This is a genomic window from Micromonospora vinacea (genome assembly GCF_015751785.1).
Lineage (GTDB): Bacteria > Actinomycetota > Actinomycetes > Mycobacteriales > Micromonosporaceae > Micromonospora > Micromonospora vinacea.
Map to the genome: position 1 here is coordinate 1,224,219 of NZ_JADOTY010000001.1, position 20,544 is coordinate 1,244,762.

Sequence of the window (20,544 nt, forward strand, 5' to 3'; positions counted from 1 at the left end):
AGAGTTGACTGAGACCGGAGCCGGGTGGGGTCAGCGGGCGGCCAGGTCAAGCACCAACTGCGGGGCGACGCCGAGCACCACGGCGGCCACCGTCGCCACCGCCAGCACCACACCCACCACACCCACCACGGGTACGCCCGACGCTCCGTCGCCGGCGAGCGCCGCGGCCGGACCGGGCGTCGTCGGCGGCGCCCAGAGCGCGGCCGTCACCCGCAGGTAGTAGGCAAGGCCGATCACGGCGTTCAGCGCCACCACCAGCGCCAGCCAGGCCGCGCCGCCGTCCAGCAGCGCCCGGACCACCGTCACCTTCGCGAACAGGCCGGCCAGCCCGGGCGGCAGACCAGCCAGACCCACCAGCGCGAGACCGAACGCCGCTGCCCGCCAGGGGTGCCGCCGGGCCGCCCCGCGCAGGTCGTCAAGCGTGCCGCCGTCCGCACCCGGCGGCCGCAGGGCCGTCAGTCCGGCGAAGGCGGCCAGCTCCAACACCACGAAGAAGACGGCGTACGCCACGGCGGCCGCGTACGCGGCGGACCGTGCCTCGTCCGTGCGTCCGGCGGCCAGCGCCAACGCTCCCAGCGGGGCGAGGATGTACCCGGCCTGCGCGACGGACGACCAGGCGAGCAGCCGGACGGTCCGCCGTTGACGCAGGGCTACCAGGTTGCCGACGGTCATGGTGAGCACGGCCAGCAGGGCGAGCACCGGACCGGTCTGGTCCGCCGGTAGCGCCCGCTGCACCACGGCGAGCAGAGCGACCAGGCCGCCCAGCTTCGACGCGGTGGACAGGTACGCGGCCACCGGCAGTGGCGCGCCGTCGTAGGTGGCCGGCGCCCAGGCGTGGAACGGCACCGCCGCCACCTTGAACGCCAACCCGACCAGCAGCACCGCCACCGCGGCGGTGGTCAACGGCAGGTCCCGCAGCTCGGGCTGTTCGGCGAGCAACGTGCCGAGCCGGTCCAGGTGCAGCCCACCGGTCACCGCGTACAGCAGCGCCGCGCCGAGCAGGGTCAGCGTGGTCGCCACCACGCTGACCACGAAGAAGGTCACCGCCGCCTCGGCGCTCGCGAGGCTCCCCCGGCGCAGGCCGACCAGCACGTACAGCGGCAGGGTCAGCGTCTCCAGGGCCACGATCAACGTGATCAGGTCGCCGGCCGCGCCGAGCACCACGCCGCCGGTCATCGAGCAGGCCAGCAGGAAGGCGTACTCCCCGACCGGAGACCGACCAGCCCGCAGCGCCGGCACCGACAGCCCGAGCACGCCAAGGGTGAGCAGCGCGACCACCACCCCGACCAGGGCCGCGCGACCACCGAAGATCCAGGAGCAGTCGGCGCCCACGCAGAACGTCCGCCGTTCGGCGCCCGCCCCGACCAGCGCGGTACCGACGGCGGTGCCGAGCGCGCCGAGCGCGGCCACCGCGATGGTGGCCCGCGGTCGGGCCACGACCAGATCGGTGATGAGCACGAGTACGGCAGTGCCGGCGGCCAGATAGGCCGGCAGCAACGCGACGCTGTCCACGCTCTGCACGACGTTCATGGTTTGACCACACCGATCAGGGCGTCGACGGGAGCCTCGGCGACGCCGAGGACCAGCGTCGGCGCCAGCCCGATGGCCAACGCGAGCAGCACCAGCGGCACCCACGCGGTCAGCTCCGCACCGGCCAGCCCGGGGCCGACCTGCCCAACCGCCGGGCTCGGCCGGTTGTGGGTTACCTGGCGCAGCAACCGCAGGAAGTACGCGGCGGTGAGCGCCCCGCCGACCGCCGCCAGCACCCCGAGGGTGGTCCAGAGCGGGCCGCCGACCTGCACGGCGGCGATCACCGCGAACGCCTCGCCCCAGAAGCCGGCCAGCCCGGGCAGGCCCAGCGACGCGATCGCCGCGAACGCGAGCAGGCCCGCCAGCCGGGGCGCGGTCTCCCGCAGCCCGGACAGCTCGGCGAGGGTGCCCGTGCCGGTACGGTCCTTCACGGCCCCGGCCAGGAAGAACAGCAGGCCGGTGATCACGCCGTGTGCGACGTTGCCGATCAACGCCGCCTGGATGCCGGTGGCGGTCAGCGTGGCGACGCCCAGGAGCACGAAGCCCATGTGCCCCACGCTGGAGTACGCGATGAGCCGCTTCACCTCCGACTGGGCCAGGCAGACCAGCGAACCGATCAGGATCGCGGCGACCGCCAGCACGCCGAGCACCGGCGCCGCCCAGTGGGCGCCCTCCGGCGCCACCCCCACCGCGACCCGGATCAGGCCGTACGTGCCCATCTTGAGCAGCACACCGGCCAACACGACACTGCCCACAGTGGGTGCCTGGGTGTGCGCGTCGGGCAGCCAGGAGTGCAACGGCCACAGCGGGCTCTTCACAGCGAACGCCACCGCGAGCAGTGTGAACGCGGCCAACTGGGTGCCCCGGGACATCCCCGCGCCACCGGTCAGCGTCACCAGGTCGGCGGTGCCCGCGGCGGCCACCACCACGTACACGCCGACCAGCAGCAGCACCGAGCCGAACAGCGTGTAGAGGGCGAACTTCCGGGCCGCCCGACGCCGGTCCGCGCCACCCCAGCCGGCGATGATCGCGTACATCGGCAGCAGGACGACCTCGAAGAAGAGGAAGAACAGCACCAGGTCCAGGGCGAGGAAGGTGCCCAGGATGCCCACCTCGACCACCAACAGCAGCGCGACGAGCGCCCGGCCGCTGCCGCCGTCCGGAACCCGCCACATCGTGTACGCGCAGCAGAGCAACGTGAGCAGCGCGGTCAACACCACGAGCGGCCAGGAGATGCCGTCGACGCCGAGGTGGAAGCGCAACTCCAGACCGGGCACCCAGGGCAGATCCAGTTGGTGCCACGGGCGCACCGCCGGGGCGCCGGCCGACCAGGCGACCCAGCCTCGACCGCCGAACACCAGCGGCACCGCCGCCAGCAGGGTCAACGCCGCCGCGATCGTGCCGACCAACCGGGCCGCCCGGTCCCGGGGCGTCGCCGCCACCGCGACCGCACCCAGCGCCGGCAGCGCCAGGACAGCGACCAGCAACACCTGGCCGAGGCTCATCAGACTCCTCCGATCAGGGCGGCGGCCAGGCCGATCAGCAGCGCGCCGGCCAGTACGCCGGCGGCGGCCCGGGGCAGCGCCGCGCGGTGCAGCGTGGCCAGCCCCGCGCCCAGACCGGACGTCGCTCGCCCGCTGCCCTCGACCGCGCCGTCCACCACCACCTCGTCGCCGGTGCGCGCGGCGCGGGCGAGCGCGCGGACGGGGCGTACCACGACTGTGTGCTGGACGTCGTCGAGCCGGAACGCGCGGGCGAAGACCGGCCGCAGCGGACCCAGCGCGGCCGCCGGGTCGGCGGCCCTGTCACGCCGCCAGCCCAGAGTCACCAGCGCGGCGCCGAGCAGCAGGAACGCCAGCGGCAGCAGCACCCCCGGCCCCAGGTGGACCAGGCCGTCCTCGGAGCCCGCCACCGGGACGGTGGGGAACCGCAGGCGGTCGGCGAACGCCCCGACGAACCCGGCCAGACCGAGCAGTGCGGCCGGCACGGCCAGCAGCAACACCGGCCAGCGCAGCACCGCCGGTGGGTCGTGCGGCTGAACCAGCGGCAGGCGCGGGGCGCCGAAGAAGGCGCGCAGCAGCAGCCGGCCCGCGTACCAGGCGGTGACCGCCACACCGACCAGCCCGGCGATCCAGACGATCCAGCCCACCCAGGACGGGGCCGGGCCGGTGCCCTCCAGGGCGGCCGACTCGGCGACAGTGAGTACGCCGTCCTTGCTCCAGAAGCCGGCCAACGGTGGCACCCCGGCCAGCGCGCCCAGGCCCACCACAGTGCACCAGAACGTCACCGGCATGCTGCGTCGCAGCCCGCCCATCTCCGACATCAGTGTGGTGCCCACGGCGTGGATCACCGCGCCGGCGGCGAGGAACAGCAGCGCCTTGAAGGCGGCGTGGGTGAGCAGGTGGAACAGTGCCGCCGACGGTGAGCCGACCGCCAGCGCGCCGGTCATGTAACCCAACTGGGACACCGTCGACCAGGCCAGCACCCGCTTGATGTCGTCCTGGGCGGTGGCGGCGAGCGCGCCGAGCAGCAGCGTGATCGCGCCGAGCACCCCCAGCACTGTCAGCGTCACCGGCGCGGCCGTGAACAGCGGGTAGAGCCGGGCCACCGCGTACACCCCGGCGGCGACCATCGTCGCGGCGTGGATCAGCGCGGAGATCGGGGTCGGGCCGGCCATCGCGTCCGGCAGCCAGGTGTGCAGCGGGAACTGGGCGCTCTTGCCGGCCACACCGGCGAGCAGCAGCAGGCCGGCGGCGGTCAACGTGGCGCCGGAGTGGTCGTGGGCGAGCACGTCGGCGATGCGGAAGCTGCCCGTCGACACACCCAGCAGCGCGATGCCGAGCAGGAACCCGACGTCACCGACCCGGGTCACCAGGAACGCCTTCATGGCGGCGGCGGGGGCGCCGGCCAGTCGGCGGTCGTGGGCGATCAGAAGGTACGAGCAGAGGCCCATCACCTCCCAGCCGACCAACAGCATGATCAGGTCACCGGCGACCACCACCAGCAGCATGGCACCGGTGAAGAGGCTGATCTGGGCGGCGTAGGGCGGGTAACGGTGGTCCACGTCGACGTCGTCGTGTGGACCGCGCCGCAGGTAGCCGATCGAGTAGACCTGCACGGCCAGGGCGACCGTGGTGACCGCCACCGCGACAAGCGCGGCGGCGCCGTCCAGCCGTACGCCGAGGGTCACCACCAGACCGCCGAAGTCGACCCAGGTGCTCGACGTCTCCGTCGGCCCGTCGACGGTGAGCAGCAGCGCGACGGCCAGCGCCAACGCGCCGGCCGCGCCGGTGACGCCGAGCGTCACGGCGATCGTCCGGGCCCGGTCGCCGCCGGTCGCGCTGTCGCGCCGAGGGGCCGGTGGCAGCAACAGGCCGAGGAGCCCGGCGACCAGGGGTACGGCGGGCAGCAGCGCCCCGAGGAACCCGCTCACCGGCCCGCCTCCGAGTCCACCACGGCCGGCTCACGCCCGCCGATGGCATCCGGCGACTCGGTCAGCGGCACGTCATCCACGGCGACCGTCGCCCGCAGCCGGTAGAGCTGGAGGACGATCGCCAGCCCCACCCCGATCTCGGCGGCGGCGAGGACGATGACGAACAGCGCGAACACCTGCCCCGAGTGCGGGAGCACGGCGCGGGCTGTGGTGTCCGCGGTGACCAGGATCAGGTTGACCGCGTTGAGCATCAACTCGACCGACATCAGCACCAGCACCGCGTTGCGGCGGCGCAGTACGCCGTACACGCCGAGGCCGAACAGCAGCGCGGCGGTGACGTACGGGATGACCGGCCTCACCGACGCCCCCCGGGCTCACTGTCGACCAGGTCGCCTGCCGTGCCGTCGCGGTGCGGGGCGGCTCGGCCGATGTCCGGCCGGGACAGCACGATCGCGCCCACCAGGGCGGAGAGCAGCAGCACCGAGAGCACCTCGAACGGCAGCACCCAGGATTGGAAGATCTGCTCACCCAACCGCTCGGCGGTGCCGGCGCTGGGCAGCGTGACGGTGCTCCAGCGGTACGCGTCGACGAGCAGGGCGGTCAGCCCCAGCCCGGCGCCGCCACCGATCAGCGCGGCTGGCCAGCCCGGCCGGTCCAGGTCGTCGGAGACACCGATCGGGGCCCGGGTCAGCATCATCGCGAACAGCAGCAGGACCACCACCGCGCCCACGTAGATCAACACCTGCACCCAGGCCACCAGCTCGGCGCTGAGCACCAGGAAGTCACCGGCCAACGCGCCCAGGCACACCACCAGGTAGAGCCCGGCCCGGACCAGGTGCTTCGTGGTCACCACCAACACGCCGGCACCGACCGCCACCGCGCCGAGGGCGAGCAGCAGCACATCCGCCCCGGTCACCGGGCCACCCCTCCGGCTCGGGCGGTCACGACGCCGGGTCCTGGTCGGCGTCGGGGCGTACCGCTGGCGGAACGGGACGTGCGGCGGCCGCCTTACGCGCGGCGGACGTCTCCTCCTTGGCCGGCTCGCCGTTCGGGTCGTGCGCGGGCGGCGGCGGAACGGTGGCCATCCACTGACCGAGGTGGTCCTTGTCGTGCAGCAGGTCCTTGATGTCGTACTCGGCGTACTCGAACTCCGGTGACCAGTAGAGCGCGTCGAACGGGCAGACCTCGATGCAGATGCCGCAGTACATGCAGAGCGAGAAGTCGATGTCGAACTTGTCGAGCACGTTGCGCTGGCGGGGGCGGGCTGCGCCGGGCACCGCCACCTCCTCCTTGTGCGAGTCGATGTAGATGCACCAGTCCGGACACTCGCGGGCGCAGAGCATGCAGACCGTGCAGTTCTCCTCCGACAGGGCGATCACACCGCGCGAGCGCGGCGGCAGGTCGGGGGCCGTGTCCGGGTACTGCTGGGTGGTCGAACGGCTGGTCATCGTCTTGAGGGTGACCGCCAGCCCTTTCACCAGGCCCGCGCCGGGAAGGCCGCGTTCGCCGGTGTCACCGCGCTCGCTGGGGTCGCTCATGTCGACCATCCTGCCCTGTGGCCACGGCGCGCGCGACCACCACCCACAGGTCGGGGGCGGTACCGTGGCCGTGGGGAGAACGAACGCACCTGGAAGGACCTGCCATGACCGCCGCGCTGCAGAGCGACTACCCGCCCGAGAGCGAGTGGACGACTGACGATCTGGATGCGCTGCCCGAGGATGGCCGTCGCCGGGAACTGCTCGATGGAGTGCTGCTGATGTCCCCCTCCCCCACCCGCACCCACCAGACCATCGCGATGCGTCTTGGTGCCGCGCTCGACGAAGAGTGCCCCGACGGCTACGACGTGACCCAGGCGGTAGCGGTGCGTATCAACCGCACCCGCTCGTTCATCCCCGACGTTCTGGTGACCACGTCGGTCGCCGCCGCCCGCGAGCCGTCGAAGTACGAACCGCACGAGGTGGTGCTCGCCATCGAGATCGTCTCACCGAGCACCCGCTCGATTGACCGGGTGTTGAAGCCGGCGCTGTACGCCCAGGCCGGCATCCCCTTCTACTGGCGGATCGAGACGGAGGGTGCGCTTGAGGTCGTGACCTACCGGATCGACGCGGTGAACGAGGTCTACACCGAGACCGGGCGGTGGACGAAGTTCGTCGACACCGGCGAGCCCTTTCCGATCAATCTGCCGATCAGTCGGATCACGCCCCGGGTCCGCTGACGACTGCCGGGGGGAGCATCTCGACGCCGAGTTGTTGCAGCAACTGGAACAGCTCGTTGCAGCTCCACACCTCGACGATCCGGCCCGCAGCGTCGAAGCGCAGGAACGTCGCCCCCGAGTAGCTGACCACCTGCCCGGTCGGCGGCACCGGCCCGAACTGCCCGACGTGGGTGCCGGCGGCCCGCCAGTGCACTGCCACCCGCTCGCCGGCCGCGACCACGTCAACGATCTTGTAGCGCAGGTCCGGGAAGGCCGCCCGGCGCTCACGGTGCCAGGCCAACGTCGCCTCCGGCCCGGTGCCGCCCAGCCCCGGGCACTCCTCGGCGACCAGCTCGTACGCCGACTCCTCCCGGCGGGCATTCCACACATCGGCGATGAACCGCCGGGCCGCCGCCTCCACATCCGTCATGCCGGCAGGGTATCCGGGACCACTGTGCGCCGTAGATCCGCGAGGATTGGGTAGAGACACAGACCAGACCGGGAGGGCGACGTGGGCGAGGAAAAAGGCGGCAAGTACGTCGAGCCGGGCGGCGAGTTCACCCGCGACCAGCGGTACATCGCCACCCGGATCACCGAGGACGGGCGCGACGGATATCCGGTCGAGCCGGGCCGGTACCGGCTGGCGGTCAGCCGGGCCTGCCCGTGGGCCAACCGACTGATCATCGTGCGGCGGTTGCTCGGTCTGGAGGACGCCATCTCGATGGCGGTGGCCGGCCCGACCCACGACGCCCGGAGCTGGACCTTCGACCTCGACCCGGACGGCCGGGACCCGGTGCTCGGCATCGAGCGCATCCAGGAGGCGTACTTCAAGCGCTTCCCCGGCTACGAGCGCGGCATCACAGTGCCGGCGATCGTGGACGTGCCGACCGGGCAGGTGGTGACCAACGACTACGCGCAGATGAGCCTGGACCTGTCCACGCAGTGGCGGGCGTACCACCGCGAGGGTGCCCCGCAGCTCTACCCCGCGCACCTGCGGGAGCAGATCGACGAGGTCAACGCAGTGGTGTTCCGGGACGTCAACAACGGCGTCTACCGGTGCGGGTTCGCGGGCAGCCAGGAGGCGTACGACAAGGCGTACCACCAGCTCTTCGACCGGCTGGACTGGCTCACCGAGCGGTTGACCGACCAGCGTTACCTGGTGGGTGACACCATCACCGAGGCCGATGTGCGGCTGTTCACCACGCTGGTCCGCTTCGATCCGGTCTACCACGGGCACTTCAAGTGCAACAGGCAGAAGCTGAGCGAGATGCCGGTGCTGTGGGCGTACGCCCGGGACCTGTTCCAGACTCCCGGGTTCGGCGACACCATCGACTTCGACCACATCAAGCGGCACTACTACGAGGTGCACCGCGACATCAACCCGACCGGGATCGTTCCGCTCGGCCCCGACCTGTCCAACTGGCTCATCCCGCACGGCCGGGAAGCGCTCGGTGGCCGCCCCTTCGGCGACGGCACCCCGCCCCCACCCCCGGCCGAGCCGGTGGACCCGGAACACACCCCGCTGCGCTGACCCCGGGGGCACCTACCCGCCGCTTGCGCCGTCGATCTTGCACATTCTGACGCCGGAATGCCGCGTTCAGTCGCTTTTGCCGGGACAGGAAGTGCAAGATCGACGCGGGAGGTTGGGGGTTCTACAGGGCTATGCGGACTGCTGCGGTGAGGACCAGTTGGGCCAGGGATGCGGGCACGAGGACCAGCCAGCAGAGGCGTTGCAGTTGGTCCTCGCGTAGCCGGGGGTAGGACACCCGGAGCCAGATGATCACGAAGGACACCGCGAAGATCTTGAGCAGCGTCCAGAGCCAGCCCAGCTGGTCGTCGGCGAACGGGCCCTGCCAACCGCCGAGGAACAGCACAGTGGTCAGCGCGGCGATCACCACGATCCCGACGTACTCGGCGAGCAGGAAGAACGCGAACCGCAGACCGGTGTATTCGGTCATGTAGCCGAAGACCAGCTCCGAGTCGGCCACCGGCATGTCGAATGGGGGCCGACGGATCTCGGCCAGCCCGGCGACGAAGAAGATGATCATCGCGGGTGCCTGCCAGAGCAGCCACCACGGCTGCCACGCCTCGACGATGCCCGACAGGCTGAGCGTGCCGGCCGCCATCGCCACCGACGCGGCGGCCAGCACCAGCGGCAGCTCGTAACCGAGCAACTGGGCCGCCCCGCGCAGCCCGCCCAGCAGGCTGTACTTGTTGGCCGACGCCCACGCCGACATCAGCACCGCCACCACCCCGACGCCGACCACGGCCAGCACGAAGAAGAGGCCGATGTCCAACGGCTGCCCGACCAGGTCGTTCGGACCGAGCGGAATGACCAGCAGCACCAGCAGGTAGGGCACCAGCGCCACCGCCGGGGCCAGCCGGAACACCGCCCGGTCCGCCTCGCGCGGCGTGATGTCCTCCTTCTGCACGAACTTGACCCCGTCGGCCACCAGCTGCGCCCAGCCGTGGAAACCACCCGCGTACATCGGGCCGAGCCGGCCCTGCATGTGCGCCATCACCTTGTGCTCGGCCTGACCGACGAGCAACGGCAGGGTGAGGAACGCGACCACCACGCCGCCGATCCGGAGCACCAACTCCACCCAGAGCGGCATCAGGCCGTACCCCCGTCGTGGTCGCTCCGGCCAGCGCGGCCCGGCGGGTCCGCGATCGGCTCGCCGCCCGGCGCGGCCGGGCCTGCGCCAGGCGTGTCTGACCCGGCCGCGCCGCGCGCGGACTGGTCGGCCTGGCCGATGCCCGGCGCGGGCACAGACTCGGCGGCCGGGCCTGCGTCGGGCGCGGGCTGGTCGGCGGGGGTCGGGCCGTCGGCGGCGCCGGCAGGCCGGGGTGTACGCGCCGGACGGGTCCCCGGGGCGGGCCGCGCCGGACGCTCACGGGCCGGTCTGGCCGGAGTGCCGCCGCGCGGGCCCTCCCCCACCCCACCGGCACCAGCCGGGGTGGGCGTGGGCCCCCACTCGCCCGGAGCGGGAACGCCCGGCGGGCGGATCGGTCGACGCCCGCCGCCGGCCTCGGACTCGCCCGGCTCCTTCGCACCCGGCCAGGGCTTGGCCACGCGGGAGGCGAGCACGAACTCCTTACGCAGCGGGTGGCCCTCGAACTCCGGGGGCAGCAGCAGCGGCAGCAGTTCCCCGTGCCCGGCGAAGTCGATGCCGAACATCTCGTGCGTCTCCCGCTCGTGCCAGGCGGCCCCGGGGTAGACGTCGACGACCGAGGCGACGGTGGGCGCTTCGCGCGGCAACCGGGTGCGCAGCAGCAGGCCGTGGCGCAGTCGCGTCGACCAGAGGTGCGCCACCACGTCGAAGCCCTCGGCCAACTCGTCGACTGCGGAGAGCCAGTCGAAGAAGTCGCAGGCCAGCTCGGTGTCGTCACGGGCGGCGGTGACCGCGGTCAGCCAACTCGCGGGCGGCACGTCGACTGTGGCCCGGGCGAACCGTTGCCCGCCGGAGACCGACGGGGTCGCCTCAACCGGCGCGAGCAGCGCGACCAGTCGAGCGCCGACCTCTTCGGGAGTCATGCCGCTGATCCTAGGGCCTGTTTAATAAGGGCGGTCGAGCCGAGGCGGAGTCCGGGCGGCGATCCGGCAAGGCGCGGTTTCGTCCGGATACCGGTGTCGTATCCGGACGAAACCGCAACGCCGCCGGTCGTCGTCCGGGCCCGCCGCAGGCCGGCCAGTTCTTATGAAACAGGCCCTGGTGCCGGCCCGGTCCACGCCTGCCCGCCGTCGATGCCAGGCGATCTGCCGACTTTGGGCGCGGCGCGCGCTGCGGCGGGGAAAGATGAGGGGCGTGCGCGCTGTGACGGTGAGACCTGGGGTCGCCAACTCGCTGAGCCTCGTCGAGGATCAGCCCGAGCCGGCTGCCGAGGAGGGCTCTGTCCTCGTCGAGGCGTTGGCGGTGGGAATCTGCGGCACCGACCACGAGATCATCGCCGGGGAGTATGGCGAGGCGCCGCCGGGTGCCGACCGCCTGGTCATCGGCCACGAGTCACTGGGCCGGGTGATCGAGGACGCGAGCGGCACCCTGCAACCCGGTGATCTGGTGGCCGGGATCGTCCGGCATCCCGACCCGGTGCCCTGCCCCAACTGCGCTGTCGGCGAGTGGGACATGTGCCGCAACGGTCAGTACACCGAACACGGCATCAAGGCGCTACCCGGGTTCGCCCGCGACCGCTGGCGGGTCGAGCCGCGGTTCGCGGTTGCGCTCGACCCGGCGCTGGCCCAGGTCGGCGTGCTGTTGGAGCCGACAAGTGTGGTGGCGAAGGCGTGGGACCACATCGAGCGGATCGGGCACCGGGCCGAGTGGCAGCCGCAGACGGTCCTGGTGACCGGGGCCGGGCCGATCGGGCTGCTGGCCGCGTTGCTCGGCGCCCAACGCGGGCTCTCCGTGCACGTGCTGGACCGGGCCACCGACGGGCCGAAGCCGGAACTGGTCGCCGGGCTCGGCGCCACCTACCACGCGGTGCCGGTCAACGACCTGCCCTTCGAGCCGGACGTGGTCATCGAGTGCACCGGCGCGCCGACTGTGGTCCTCGACGTCATGTGCAAGGCGGGCCCGACCGGGATCGTCTGCCTGGCCGGGGTGTCCAGCGGTGGCCGCACCATCGACTTCGACGCCGGGGCTCTCAACCGGGCGCTGGTGCTGGAGAACAACGTGGTGTTCGGCTCGGTGAACGCCAACCGGCGGCACTGGAACATGGCGGCACAGGCCCTCGCCCGCGCCGACCAGGTCTGGCTCGAGTCGCTGATCACCCGGCGGGTGCCGGTGAACCGGTACGCCGACGCGTACACCCCGGGGCCGGACGACATCAAGGTGGTGCTGGAGTTCGCGTCCTGAGCGACGCCGCGCCCGGTCAGATCCCCGGCAGCCGACCGTTGCGGAACAGGTCGACGAAGAGCTGGTGGTCCTGGCGGGCGCGCACCCCGTACGCGTGGGCGAAGTCCACCAGGTGGGTGACGAAGGCCGGCTCGTCGGAATCCACCGCCGCGACGATCGCCTCCTCGGTGGAGTAGTCCACGAGGTCGTGACTGGATTCGTCGTCGGCGACCGAGTGCATCCGGGCCACCGCCCGGCCAAGGTCGACGAGAACCCCGGTCAGCTCCTCCGGCTCGTTCACGTCCGACCAGTCCAGGTCGGCGGCGTACGGGGAGACCTCGGCGACGAGCTGCCCGGTCCCGTTCAGCTCGGTGAAGCCCAACCACGGGTCGGCGTGCGCCTGCAACGCCCGCTGCGATTCGGCGGTCCGGTGCCCCTGGTGCTGGAAGTAGCCGCGGACCGTCTCGTCGGTGACGTACCGCGCCACGGCTGGCACCTGCGCCTGCTTCATGTAGATGACGACGTCGTTCTCCAGTGCCTGGGTGTGCCCCTCCAGCAGCAGGTTGTACGACGGCAGCCCGGCCGAGCCGATGCCCACCCCCTTGCGCAGCACCACGTCCTTGATCCGCGCGGCCACCGGGCGCAGCTGCGTCGACGCGGTCGGCAGGGTGCCCAGGTAGTCCTGGAAGGCGGCGCTGACCAGGTCCCGGGTGGCGTCGTCGATCTCGAAGACCCCGTCGCCGATGGAGAAGCGTCGCTCGTAGTTGTCGATGGTGGTCTGCGTGGCCAGCAGGTCGACGCGGGTGTTGAGTCGGGCCCGTTGGAGCACCCGGCGCAGCACCCCGTCGGCGTTGTCCAGGGTGATCGAACCGATCGCGTCGTCACCGCCGGCGGCGATGGCCCGCAGCTCGGTCAGGTACGACCGGGCGAACCCGGCCACCAGCTCCCCGATCGCCGTGTCGGAGAGCGCCTTGCCGTAGCCGAGCAGCGCCACGCTGGCCGCGAGCCGGCGCAGGTCCCAGGTGAACGGCCCGACGTACGCCTCGTCGAAGTCGTTGACGTTGAACACCAGCTGCCCGGAGGCGTTCATGTAGGTGCCGAAGTTCTCCGCGTGCAGGTCCCCGTGGATCCACACCCGGCTGGTCCGCTCGTCGGCGAACCGGTCGTCGGCGAAGTCGCCGCGCTGGTCGGCGTAGAAGAGCGCGGCGCTGCCCCGGTAGAAGGCGAACGGGGAAGCCGCCATCTTGCGGAACTTGCGGCGGAAGGCGGCCGGGTCGATCGCCATCGACGCGCCGAACTCCTCGGTGAGCACGTCGACGATGTGGGTGGACCGCTGGTCCACTGAGCTGCTCATAGTGCGCAGGCTAGTGCGGCCGGTCCAGGAGGGGGTGGCGAACCGACCATCCATCGATCATGCTGCGCGACGGCCCCGTCCTGACGGGCGTGACCTCAGGTCGCGGCGGGCGGGCGCACCGGCGGGGCGCTGAGCGAGTCGACCGAGCGGGGGGCGGCGGCCTCGCGGGGCGGGGCGTCCAGCGGCGCGGCCAGCACGTCCCGCTGTGGCACACCGCCGATGCCGGACTGCTCGGCGGCGATCTTCTCCTGGAGGCGCAGGATGCCGTGCAGCAGGGCCTCTGGCCGGGGCGGGCAGCCGGGCACGTACACGTCGACCGGGATGAGCTGGTCGACACCCTTGGTCACCGAGTACGAATCCCAGTAGGGGCCGCCGCAGTTGGAGCAGGCGCCGAACGAGATGACGTACTTCGGCTCGGGCATCTGGTCGTAGAGCCGCTTGATCGCCGGGGCCATCTTGTCGGTCACCGTGCCGGAGACCACCATCAGGTCGGCCTGGCGGGGGCCGTGGGCGAACGGGATCACGCCGAGCCGGATGAAGTCGTGCCGACCCATGCTGGTGGCGATGAACTCGATGGCGCAGCAGGCCAGGCCGAAGTTGAACACCCAGAGCGAGTAGCGGCGCCCCCAGTTCAGCACGAACCGGATCGGCTCACCGAGCACTGCCGGCAGCTGCACGACGACCCCCTCCTGTCCCCCTCCCGACAGTCAACCACAACGTCCGGCTGCAACCCCGAGGCCCGTTCGGGGCTTCTAACGGGGTATGGCGCGCCGAGCACGGCCGTCGACAACGGGGACCACGGGAGGACCGTTCCATGAACACTCGTATCAAGCTCCGCGCAGGTGTGCTGTTGGGCTCGACGCTGGCCCTGGTGGCCACGCTGCCGGGCACCGCCGCGCTGGCGTCGACCGGCGCACCGGCCGCCATCTCGGCGGGCCGGCTGGTCCTGGAGCCCACCGGGAACGGCTACCGGGGCACCCTGCCGGTGACCATCACCAACCGCAGCCGGGCCGCCGACTACTACACCGTCCTGGTCACCGAGCCGGTCGCCGGCTCCTTCGACGGGTTGGTGCCCAACGGCGCCTGCATCCAGGCCGACCCGGTGGACAACCTGCGGGTCTTCGCCTGTTCGGTGGACGGACCGGACCTCGAGCCGGGCGAGCGGCGCAGCCTCGAAGTCGCCTTCACGGTGCGGACCGCGCCGCGCCCGTACGCGATGTCCGCCGCGGGTGGGCGGGTCGAGGTCATGCCCGGGCGCACCCAGCAGGTGGCTGCCGGTAAGGACTTCACCACCCTGTTCCGGGCCACCAACGGATCACTGCGGCACCCGCGACCGTACGTCCAGGACCCCTCGGCGAACGCCTCGCTGGCCGCCGGAGCTGACGCGCTCACAGTGACCCGGCAGGCCGACGGGACGTACGCGGGCCGGCTGCCGGTGACCGTTCGTTATGCGGGCGACGCTGCACACGACTACCTGGCGGTGCAGGCGACAGTGCCCGCCGGGTTGGAGATCGCCGGCACCGACCCGCAGGACTCGCCGAGCTTCGGCGGGTTCTTCGAGGTCCCCGGTGGACGGATGGCCGCCGGAGAGGAGCGCACCTTCGCGGTGCTGTTCCGTACGTCGCCCGGCACCGTCGCCGGTGACCTGGGATCCGTCGACCTGGTCCTGAGCACCCGGTACGGCGCCGGCGAGGTGGCCGACGCCGCGCCGGCCGACAACACCGTCCGGGTCACAGTGACCGCTTCCGACGACAGCTGACCGGGCGGTGCGTCGCCGGCCGGCACGGGGGTCCGGCCGGCGACGCCAGGCGGGGCGTACGCCCCCGACCTCGCATCTCACCCCCACCGGGCTGCCACGGCTGGCACCGGTTCCGACCCGGCGGCGGGACGGCGACCCCCTGCCGACTGGCACGTGTGACGACCGCCTCGGGCAGAGGCCCGACGGCGAACGGGGAGGGGCAGTGACAGCGATGACGGGAGCCCGCGCCAACGAGCCGCCGGGTGCGACAGCGGCGGTGACCACTGACGACGCGGCGACGATCAGTTTCGACGACTTCTACCACGCGCACTTCCGCAACGTGACCACCCAGCTCGGCGCGTACATCGGAGATCTCTCGCAGGCCCAGGACCTCGCGCAGGAGGCGTTCTGCCGTGCGCTGGCACGCTGGGACCGGTTGGCCCGGTACGACGATCCGGTCGCCTGGGTCCGTCAGGTCGCCTGGAACCTCGCCCGGAGCCGCTGGCGGCGGCTCCGGACCGCGCGCAACCACCTGCTGCGGCAACGCCGGACGGAGGTCACGATGGCGGGTCCGACGCCCGATCGGGTGGCGATCGACGCCGCGCTGGCCCAACTGCCCGCCAACCACCGGCGGGCTGTCGTCCTGCACTACCTCGCCGACCTGCCGGTCCACGAGATCGCGAGCCAGGAGGGAGTGGCCGAGGGCACTGTCAAGTCCTGGCTGCACCGCGGCCGGCTGGCGCTGGCGGGGCTGCTCGACGAGAGCATCGAGGAGGTGGGCAATGTCTGACATCGACCCGCGGCTGCGGGAGCGGTTCGCCGCTTACCGCGCCGAGACGGTTTCCACTATCGCGGGTCCGGGACCGGACCAGGCCCGGCGAACCCTTCGGTGGCGGCGGCGGGCGAGGGCGGTGGCGGTGGCCGTGACGGCGATCGTCCTGGCTGTCGCACCGATCGTCGCCAACGCCGCGCTGCGCGATGACGGGTCGGTGCCGGTGCCGGCGCAGACCGGCGAGCCGTCCACGCCGCCGCCGAGTGCTCCCGCACCGACGCCGTCCACCCCGCTCACGCCCAGCACCACCACGTCCACGAGCCCGGCCGCACCGGACGGTCGGATCAGCCGGGCGCAGTTGCTGGCCGCCCCCGTTCTCCTACCGGCCTGGTCCTCGTACGCGAGGGGTTGCGCCACCTCGAACGTGCGGTTGCAGCCTCCGGCGCGCAACCAGGATGTGCCGACACTGGCAGACCTGGACCTGGGTTACACCGATCTGGACGGCGATGGCGCGACCGAGACGGTCGCCCTGGTCACCTGCCGGTTCGGCGAGGCCTCGGCGAAGCAACTCGTGGCGTTCGACCGCGACGGGCGCGGCCGAATCGTGACCATGGGCCGGGTCGTCGGCACCGCCGAAGGGCTCGACGACATCACGGACGCCGACGTCACGGAGGACGGCAAGGTACGGGCACAGGTGGCGGACATCCAGCCCTGCTGCTCGATGCGGAGCTACTGGGCACAGAAGCAGTGGCGGACGTACCGGTGGACCGGCGACGGTTTCACCCAGAGCGACGGGCCGAGGTCCTTCGGCAGGGACCCCCGGCTGACCGACCTGGTGCTGTCCGGCGGCGACCTGGTGCTCGGGCCGGCCGACGCGGACGGGAAGCGTCCGGGCACCCTGACGGTGACCGTGACGAACAAGGGGCCGGTGGACGTGGCGCACATCGGCTTCGCCGAACTGAGCCTCATCGGCGCGTTGATCAGGGCCGACTCGTCGATCTGCGTGCCGTGGCGGGAAGGCGACGAGTCGGGGGCCAGCTGCCGCACGGCCGGCCTACGGTCCGGGGAGCGCCGGGCCTACACGTTCCACCTGCTGGTAGATCCGACGTCGCTGGACCAGCCCAGCGTCCGGGTCGTGCACTTCGACGACCAGGACCGGCACTGGATGGACCTGACCTACCGCGACAACCACGTGGATGTGCGGGTGGTTTCCTGACCCCGCCGATCAGGCCCGGCCGGCACTTCCGGCCGGGCCTGGTGCCACGGGCTTCATCGGGCGTTCACCGAACCGTTGCGGGAGGACCGCAACCTGATCCGGCTTTCCCACGTGTGGCGAACGAGCGGCGTCGCCCCGACGAGGGAGGGCGACGGAGACGGGGAGGACCCAGGTGAGGGTGAGCACCGAATCGAGGCTCGACAAGCCTCCACCAGAGGACCTGGCCCGCCAGGCCGGTCGGCCGTCTACCGACAGCGTCGACTTCGATCAGCTGTACCACGCTCACTTTCGGTCGCTGACCATTCAGCTCGCCGCGTACTGCGGCGACCTGAACCAGGCTCAGGATCTGGTTCAGGAGGCGTTCTGCCGGGCCTTCGCCCGGTGGGCGAAGGTATCGCGTTACGACGACCCGGTCGCCTGGGTGCGGCGGGTCGCCTGGAACCTGGCCACCAGCCGCTGGCGCCGGCTGCGGACCGCCCAGGCATACCTGCGACGTCAGCGGGAGGAGCACGTGCCCGGCCCCGGCCCGGACCGGGTCGTGTTGGCGCGGGCACTGGCGGCACTGCCGCCGAACCATCGACGTGTGGTGGTGTTGCACCACCTCGCGGACCTCTCTGTCACCGAGATCGCCCAGCAGGAAGACGTGCCGGAGGGCACGGTGAAGTCCTGGTTGCATCGGGGCCGTGCCGCGCTGGCGGCCCAGCTGGCTCCGCGGAATGAGGTGACCGACCATGGCTGAGTTCGACGAAGTCCAGCTCGACGCGGAGTTCGCCGCGTATCGGACGGCATTGCTTCCGGCCATCGCGCCGGACGGGCCAGCCTCGGTCCGACAGACGGTCCGTCGCCGACGGCGGCGCACCGCGGTGGCGGTGGCCGCGGCGCTGGTGGTGGCGGTGGCCGTGCCGGTGGCCGGGGAGGCCGGGCTGCGCCGGAACCCGGGACCGCCTGCGACGTCGACGACGGCTTCACCGACCCCGTCCGAGTCCCCGTCGCCGACGCCCAGCGCCTCCCCTTCCCCGGCGGCACCGGACGGACGGATCGAACGCGCCGAGTTGCTCGCCGCCACCGTCGACCTGCCGAGCTGGGACGACCTGCCGGACCGCCCGGACGGCAAGCAGTGTCACTCCCGTGGGATCCGGCTCAGCGGTGACCCGGTAGGTGACGACGCCAACCTGCTCGTCGAGCTGGCGTACGGGGACGTCGATCGGGACGGGGCGACGGAGACCGTCGTCCTGGTGCGCTGCCTGTTCGGCACTCGTGGGCCGGCGCAGGTGGTCGCCTTCGACCGAGACGCCGCCGGCCGGGTCGTCACGCTCGGCCGGGTGGCCGCCACCGCCGACCCGACTCCCGAGTGGCTGATCGGGCTGCAGGTGCGGGCCGCTGACGGGGTGATCCGGGTGGCGATGGCCGACCGGGCGCCGGGAGTTGGCTGGCCGCTTGAGCAGTCGCAGCGACAGTGGCGCGGGTACAGGTGGGACGGCGAGCGGTTCCGGCAGGTGGAGGGGCCGACGAGCTTCGGTCCCAACCCGTACGCCGCCGACGTGTCAGTCAGCTCCTCGAACCTGGCGCTCAGTAGGGAACCGGGCGACAGTTTCGCGGGCACGATCCAGGTCCGGGTACGCAACGCCAGCGCGGGCGAAGTGCCCAATGCCGTGCTGTCGTTCGGCCTGCCATGGCAGTTGCGGCCGTTCGGGGATGGCTGGGAACGGTGTCGCGAGAACATGCTCGAGGCGCGAGCGCCATACCAGTGCACCCTGGGGCGGCTGGCACCGCACGCTGACATCCGTCTCAACCTTCAATTGCGCCGGGGGCAGGGAATGCCGTTGGCCAGCGGCAAGGCGACCATCGAACTTCTCGTCTCCGCTGCGGACGGGGGCAGCCTGATGGAGCGTGATCGGAACGACAACTTCGCCACCATCACCCACTACTACGGCTGATCGGACGAGGTACCGGCCCTCTCCCAGAGTGGTTCAGCCGTCCGAACCCCACGCGGGTCGTTGCAGCAGACCGACGAACTCGACCAACAACCGCTCGCGCAGGGAAGGTGGTGCGACGTCGAGCAGCGTGTTCACCAGTGCCATGCGCTCCGGCAGCGGCCCGGTGCCCGAACCGCTACCGAGACCCAGCGCGGCAGCCAGGCCCAGCACCAGTTCCGGGGTCAGCGCCTCGGGGGTCAGTGCGCCGACCAGGGCCGCCAGCTCGGCGGGCAGCCGCACCGGGCCGGCGGCCAGGGCGGCGGCCACCGCCTCGGCCAGGTCCGGCCCGAACTCGGCGACCCGGGGCGCGACAGCGGCGGTCACCGTGAGGTGCACGCTGGCGGGCAGACCGGCGTACGACAGCTGGGGTTGGGTGTGCCAGCCCCGCGCGGTCAGCTCGTCGACCAGGACGAACAGGTCGGGGCCGCCAGCGGTGGCGGTGAAGCAGACGACAGTCGACTCCGGCTCGGCCATCAGGCGCAGCCCGTCGACGGCGCGGACCGCGTCGGCCAGACCGGCGACGGCGTCCCGGGTGACGGCGGCCAGCCGCAGGTAACCGTCGTCGCCGAGGTGCCGCACCGTGGCGTACGCGGCGGCGATCGGACCGCCCGAGCGGGTGGACGCGATCACCGGGTTGATCATCGTGTAGCCGGGCCAGTCGGCGTACGCGAAGTACTGCGGGGCGCGCAGGGCGGCGTCGCGGTGCAGCAGCACCGACACCCCCTTCGGCGCGTACGCGTACTTGTGCAGGTCGACCGAGATGGAGGTGACCCCGGGCACCGCGAAGTCGAACGGCGGCACCGGCTCCCCGAGGCGGCGCAGGTACGGCAGGGTCCAGCCGCCGAAGCAGGCGTCCACGTGGCAGCGCACCCCGGCCTCGGCCGCGGCGGCGGCGATCTCCGCGACTGGGTCCACCACCCCGTGCGCGTACGACGGCGCGGAGCAGGCGACCAGCACCGTCTCCGGGCCGATCGCGGCGGCCATCGCGGCCGGGTCGGGGCGCAGCGTGTCCTGGGAGACCGGCACGACGTCAAGCGCCACCCGCAGGTAGTGCGCCGCCTTGGCGAACGCGGCGTGCGCGCTCGACGGCACCACGATCCGGGGCGCGGCGATCTCCGGGTGGGCGTCCCGGGCGGTCTTGACGGCGAGGATCAGCGACTCGGTGCCGCCGCTGGTGACGCTGCCGACGACGTCCGGGGCGGTGGTGCCCGGGCCGGCGCCCAGCACCCGGCCGGCGGCGCCGACCAGCGCGTTCTCCATGGCCAGCAGGGACGGGAACGCGGTCGGGTCCAACCCGTTGACGTGCGCGCTCTCCCGGTGGGCGGCGGCGGTCAGCTCGTCCAGCCCTGGCACCGCCGGGTCGTAGACGTACGCGAACAGCCGTCCCCCGTGCGTAGGCCGGTCCCCCGCGCGAAGCCCTCGAACCTCGGCAAGCGCAACGTCAGCGGCAACCCCGGAAGGTAGAACCCTGTTCTCGTCGATCATGGAATTATGGTGCC

The 20,544-nt window shown here is 72.2% G+C and carries 19 protein-coding genes and 1 pseudogene; 8 read left to right on the forward strand and 12 right to left on the reverse strand.

Annotation, left to right across the window (positions count from 1 at the left end):
* Positions 1 to 30: 30 nt before the first annotated feature.
* Genes IW249_RS05970 through IW249_RS05995 form a run of 6 tightly spaced genes read right to left on the reverse strand, consistent with a single transcriptional unit; the run spans position 31 to position 6,501 of the window.
* Positions 31 to 1,530, reverse strand: a complete 1,500-nt coding sequence (locus IW249_RS05970) for an NADH-quinone oxidoreductase subunit N (protein WP_196919844.1) — start codon at positions 1,528 to 1,530, stop codon at positions 31 to 33.
* Positions 1,527 to 3,035: a complex I subunit 4 family protein gene (locus IW249_RS05975; protein WP_196919845.1), complete on the reverse strand. Its 1,509-nt coding sequence runs from the start codon at positions 3,033 to 3,035 to the stop codon at positions 1,527 to 1,529. The genes IW249_RS05970 and IW249_RS05975 overlap by 4 nt, the downstream gene beginning before the upstream one ends.
* On the reverse strand, positions 3,035 to 4,963 hold the full coding sequence (locus IW249_RS05980) for an NADH-quinone oxidoreductase subunit 5 family protein (protein ID WP_196919846.1): 1,929 nt from the start codon (positions 4,961 to 4,963) through the stop codon (positions 3,035 to 3,037). The genes IW249_RS05975 and IW249_RS05980 overlap by 1 nt, the downstream gene beginning before the upstream one ends.
* Positions 4,960 to 5,322, reverse strand: coding sequence for an NADH-quinone oxidoreductase subunit NuoK (nuoK, locus tag IW249_RS05985; protein WP_196919847.1), 363 nt, complete (start codon positions 5,320 to 5,322; stop codon positions 4,960 to 4,962). The genes IW249_RS05980 and nuoK overlap by 4 nt, the downstream gene beginning before the upstream one ends.
* Positions 5,319 to 5,879 carry an NADH-quinone oxidoreductase subunit J family protein gene (locus tag IW249_RS05990; protein WP_196919848.1) on the reverse strand — a complete coding sequence of 187 codons (561 nt, stop codon included), beginning with the start codon at positions 5,877 to 5,879 and terminating at the stop codon, positions 5,319 to 5,321. Before IW249_RS05990 ends, nuoK begins: the two co-directional genes overlap by 4 nt.
* Positions 5,880 to 5,904: 25 nt before the next feature.
* Positions 5,905 to 6,501: a NuoI/complex I 23 kDa subunit family protein gene (locus IW249_RS05995; RefSeq protein ID WP_196919849.1), complete on the reverse strand. Its 597-nt coding sequence runs from the start codon at positions 6,499 to 6,501 to the stop codon at positions 5,905 to 5,907.
* A 104-nt stretch (positions 6,502 to 6,605) separates the two neighbouring features.
* On the opposite strand from IW249_RS05995, the gene IW249_RS06000 reads away from it, so the two are divergent.
* Positions 6,606 to 7,178: a Uma2 family endonuclease gene (locus tag IW249_RS06000; protein WP_196919850.1), complete on the forward strand. Its 573-nt coding sequence runs from the start codon at positions 6,606 to 6,608 to the stop codon at positions 7,176 to 7,178.
* Here the strand turns inward: IW249_RS06000 and IW249_RS06005 are convergent.
* Positions 7,159 to 7,587, reverse strand: coding sequence for an ester cyclase (locus IW249_RS06005; RefSeq protein ID WP_196919851.1), 429 nt, complete (start codon positions 7,585 to 7,587; stop codon positions 7,159 to 7,161). The genes IW249_RS06000 and IW249_RS06005 overlap by 20 nt on opposite strands.
* Before the next feature lie 81 nt (positions 7,588 to 7,668).
* On the opposite strand from IW249_RS06005, the gene IW249_RS06010 reads away from it, so the two are divergent.
* The gene (locus tag IW249_RS06010; protein WP_196919852.1) at positions 7,669 to 8,688 is read left to right on the forward strand and encodes a glutathione S-transferase family protein; all 1,020 of its coding nucleotides are present in this window, start codon (positions 7,669 to 7,671) and stop codon (positions 8,686 to 8,688) included.
* 121 nt (positions 8,689 to 8,809) lie between these two features.
* On the opposite strand, the gene IW249_RS06015 is transcribed toward IW249_RS06010, so the two are convergent.
* Together IW249_RS06015 and IW249_RS34130 are read right to left on the reverse strand one after the other, a co-directional pair.
* Positions 8,810 to 9,772, reverse strand: a complete 963-nt coding sequence (locus tag IW249_RS06015; RefSeq protein ID WP_030329816.1) for a complex I subunit 1/NuoH family protein — start codon at positions 9,770 to 9,772, stop codon at positions 8,810 to 8,812.
* Between the two features lie 296 nt (positions 9,773 to 10,068).
* Positions 10,069 to 10,692: pseudogene (locus IW249_RS34130) on the reverse strand (NADH-quinone oxidoreductase subunit C); the annotation flags it as partial.
* A gap of 271 nt (positions 10,693 to 10,963) precedes the next feature.
* Between IW249_RS34130 and IW249_RS06025 the strand changes: the two are divergent.
* Positions 10,964 to 12,010, forward strand: a complete 1,047-nt coding sequence (locus tag IW249_RS06025; RefSeq protein WP_196919854.1) for a glucose 1-dehydrogenase — start codon at positions 10,964 to 10,966, stop codon at positions 12,008 to 12,010.
* A gap of 16 nt (positions 12,011 to 12,026) precedes the next feature.
* Here IW249_RS06025 and IW249_RS06030 read toward each other — a convergent pair whose 3' ends face one another.
* Together IW249_RS06030 and IW249_RS06035 are read right to left on the reverse strand one after the other, a co-directional pair.
* A complete protein-coding gene (locus IW249_RS06030) occupies positions 12,027 to 13,343 on the reverse strand; it encodes a DUF2252 domain-containing protein (protein WP_196919855.1) in 1,317 nt (438 codons plus the stop codon).
* A gap of 95 nt (positions 13,344 to 13,438) precedes the next feature.
* On the reverse strand, positions 13,439 to 14,020 hold the full coding sequence (locus IW249_RS06035) for an NADH-quinone oxidoreductase subunit B (protein WP_196919856.1): 582 nt from the start codon (positions 14,018 to 14,020) through the stop codon (positions 13,439 to 13,441).
* A gap of 137 nt (positions 14,021 to 14,157) precedes the next feature.
* On the opposite strand from IW249_RS06035, the gene IW249_RS06040 reads away from it, so the two are divergent.
* The 5 genes from IW249_RS06040 to IW249_RS06060 all read left to right on the forward strand — a co-directional run bounded on the left by IW249_RS06040 (position 14,158) and on the right by IW249_RS06060 (position 19,006).
* On the forward strand, positions 14,158 to 15,102 hold the full coding sequence (locus IW249_RS06040; RefSeq protein WP_196919857.1) for a hypothetical protein: 945 nt from the start codon (positions 14,158 to 14,160) through the stop codon (positions 15,100 to 15,102).
* A 202-nt stretch (positions 15,103 to 15,304) separates the two neighbouring features.
* Positions 15,305 to 15,871, forward strand: a complete 567-nt coding sequence (locus IW249_RS06045; protein WP_307788530.1) for a sigma-70 family RNA polymerase sigma factor — start codon at positions 15,305 to 15,307, stop codon at positions 15,869 to 15,871.
* Entirely contained in the window at positions 15,864 to 17,069 is a 1,206-nt protein-coding gene (locus IW249_RS06050) for a hypothetical protein (protein WP_196919858.1), read from the forward strand. Before IW249_RS06045 ends, IW249_RS06050 begins: the two co-directional genes overlap by 8 nt.
* Positions 17,070 to 17,241: 172 nt before the next feature.
* Positions 17,242 to 17,808 (forward strand): SigE family RNA polymerase sigma factor, encoded by a 567-nt coding sequence (locus IW249_RS06055; protein ID WP_196919859.1) that lies wholly within the window; start codon positions 17,242 to 17,244, stop codon positions 17,806 to 17,808.
* Positions 17,801 to 19,006, forward strand: coding sequence for a hypothetical protein (locus IW249_RS06060; protein WP_196919860.1), 1,206 nt, complete (start codon positions 17,801 to 17,803; stop codon positions 19,004 to 19,006). The genes IW249_RS06055 and IW249_RS06060 overlap by 8 nt, the downstream gene beginning before the upstream one ends.
* A gap of 33 nt (positions 19,007 to 19,039) precedes the next feature.
* On the opposite strand, the gene IW249_RS06065 is transcribed toward IW249_RS06060, so the two are convergent.
* Positions 19,040 to 20,530 carry a pyridoxal phosphate-dependent decarboxylase family protein gene (locus tag IW249_RS06065; protein WP_196919861.1) on the reverse strand — a complete coding sequence of 497 codons (1,491 nt, stop codon included), beginning with the start codon at positions 20,528 to 20,530 and terminating at the stop codon, positions 19,040 to 19,042.
* Positions 20,531 to 20,544 lie beyond the last annotated feature (14 nt).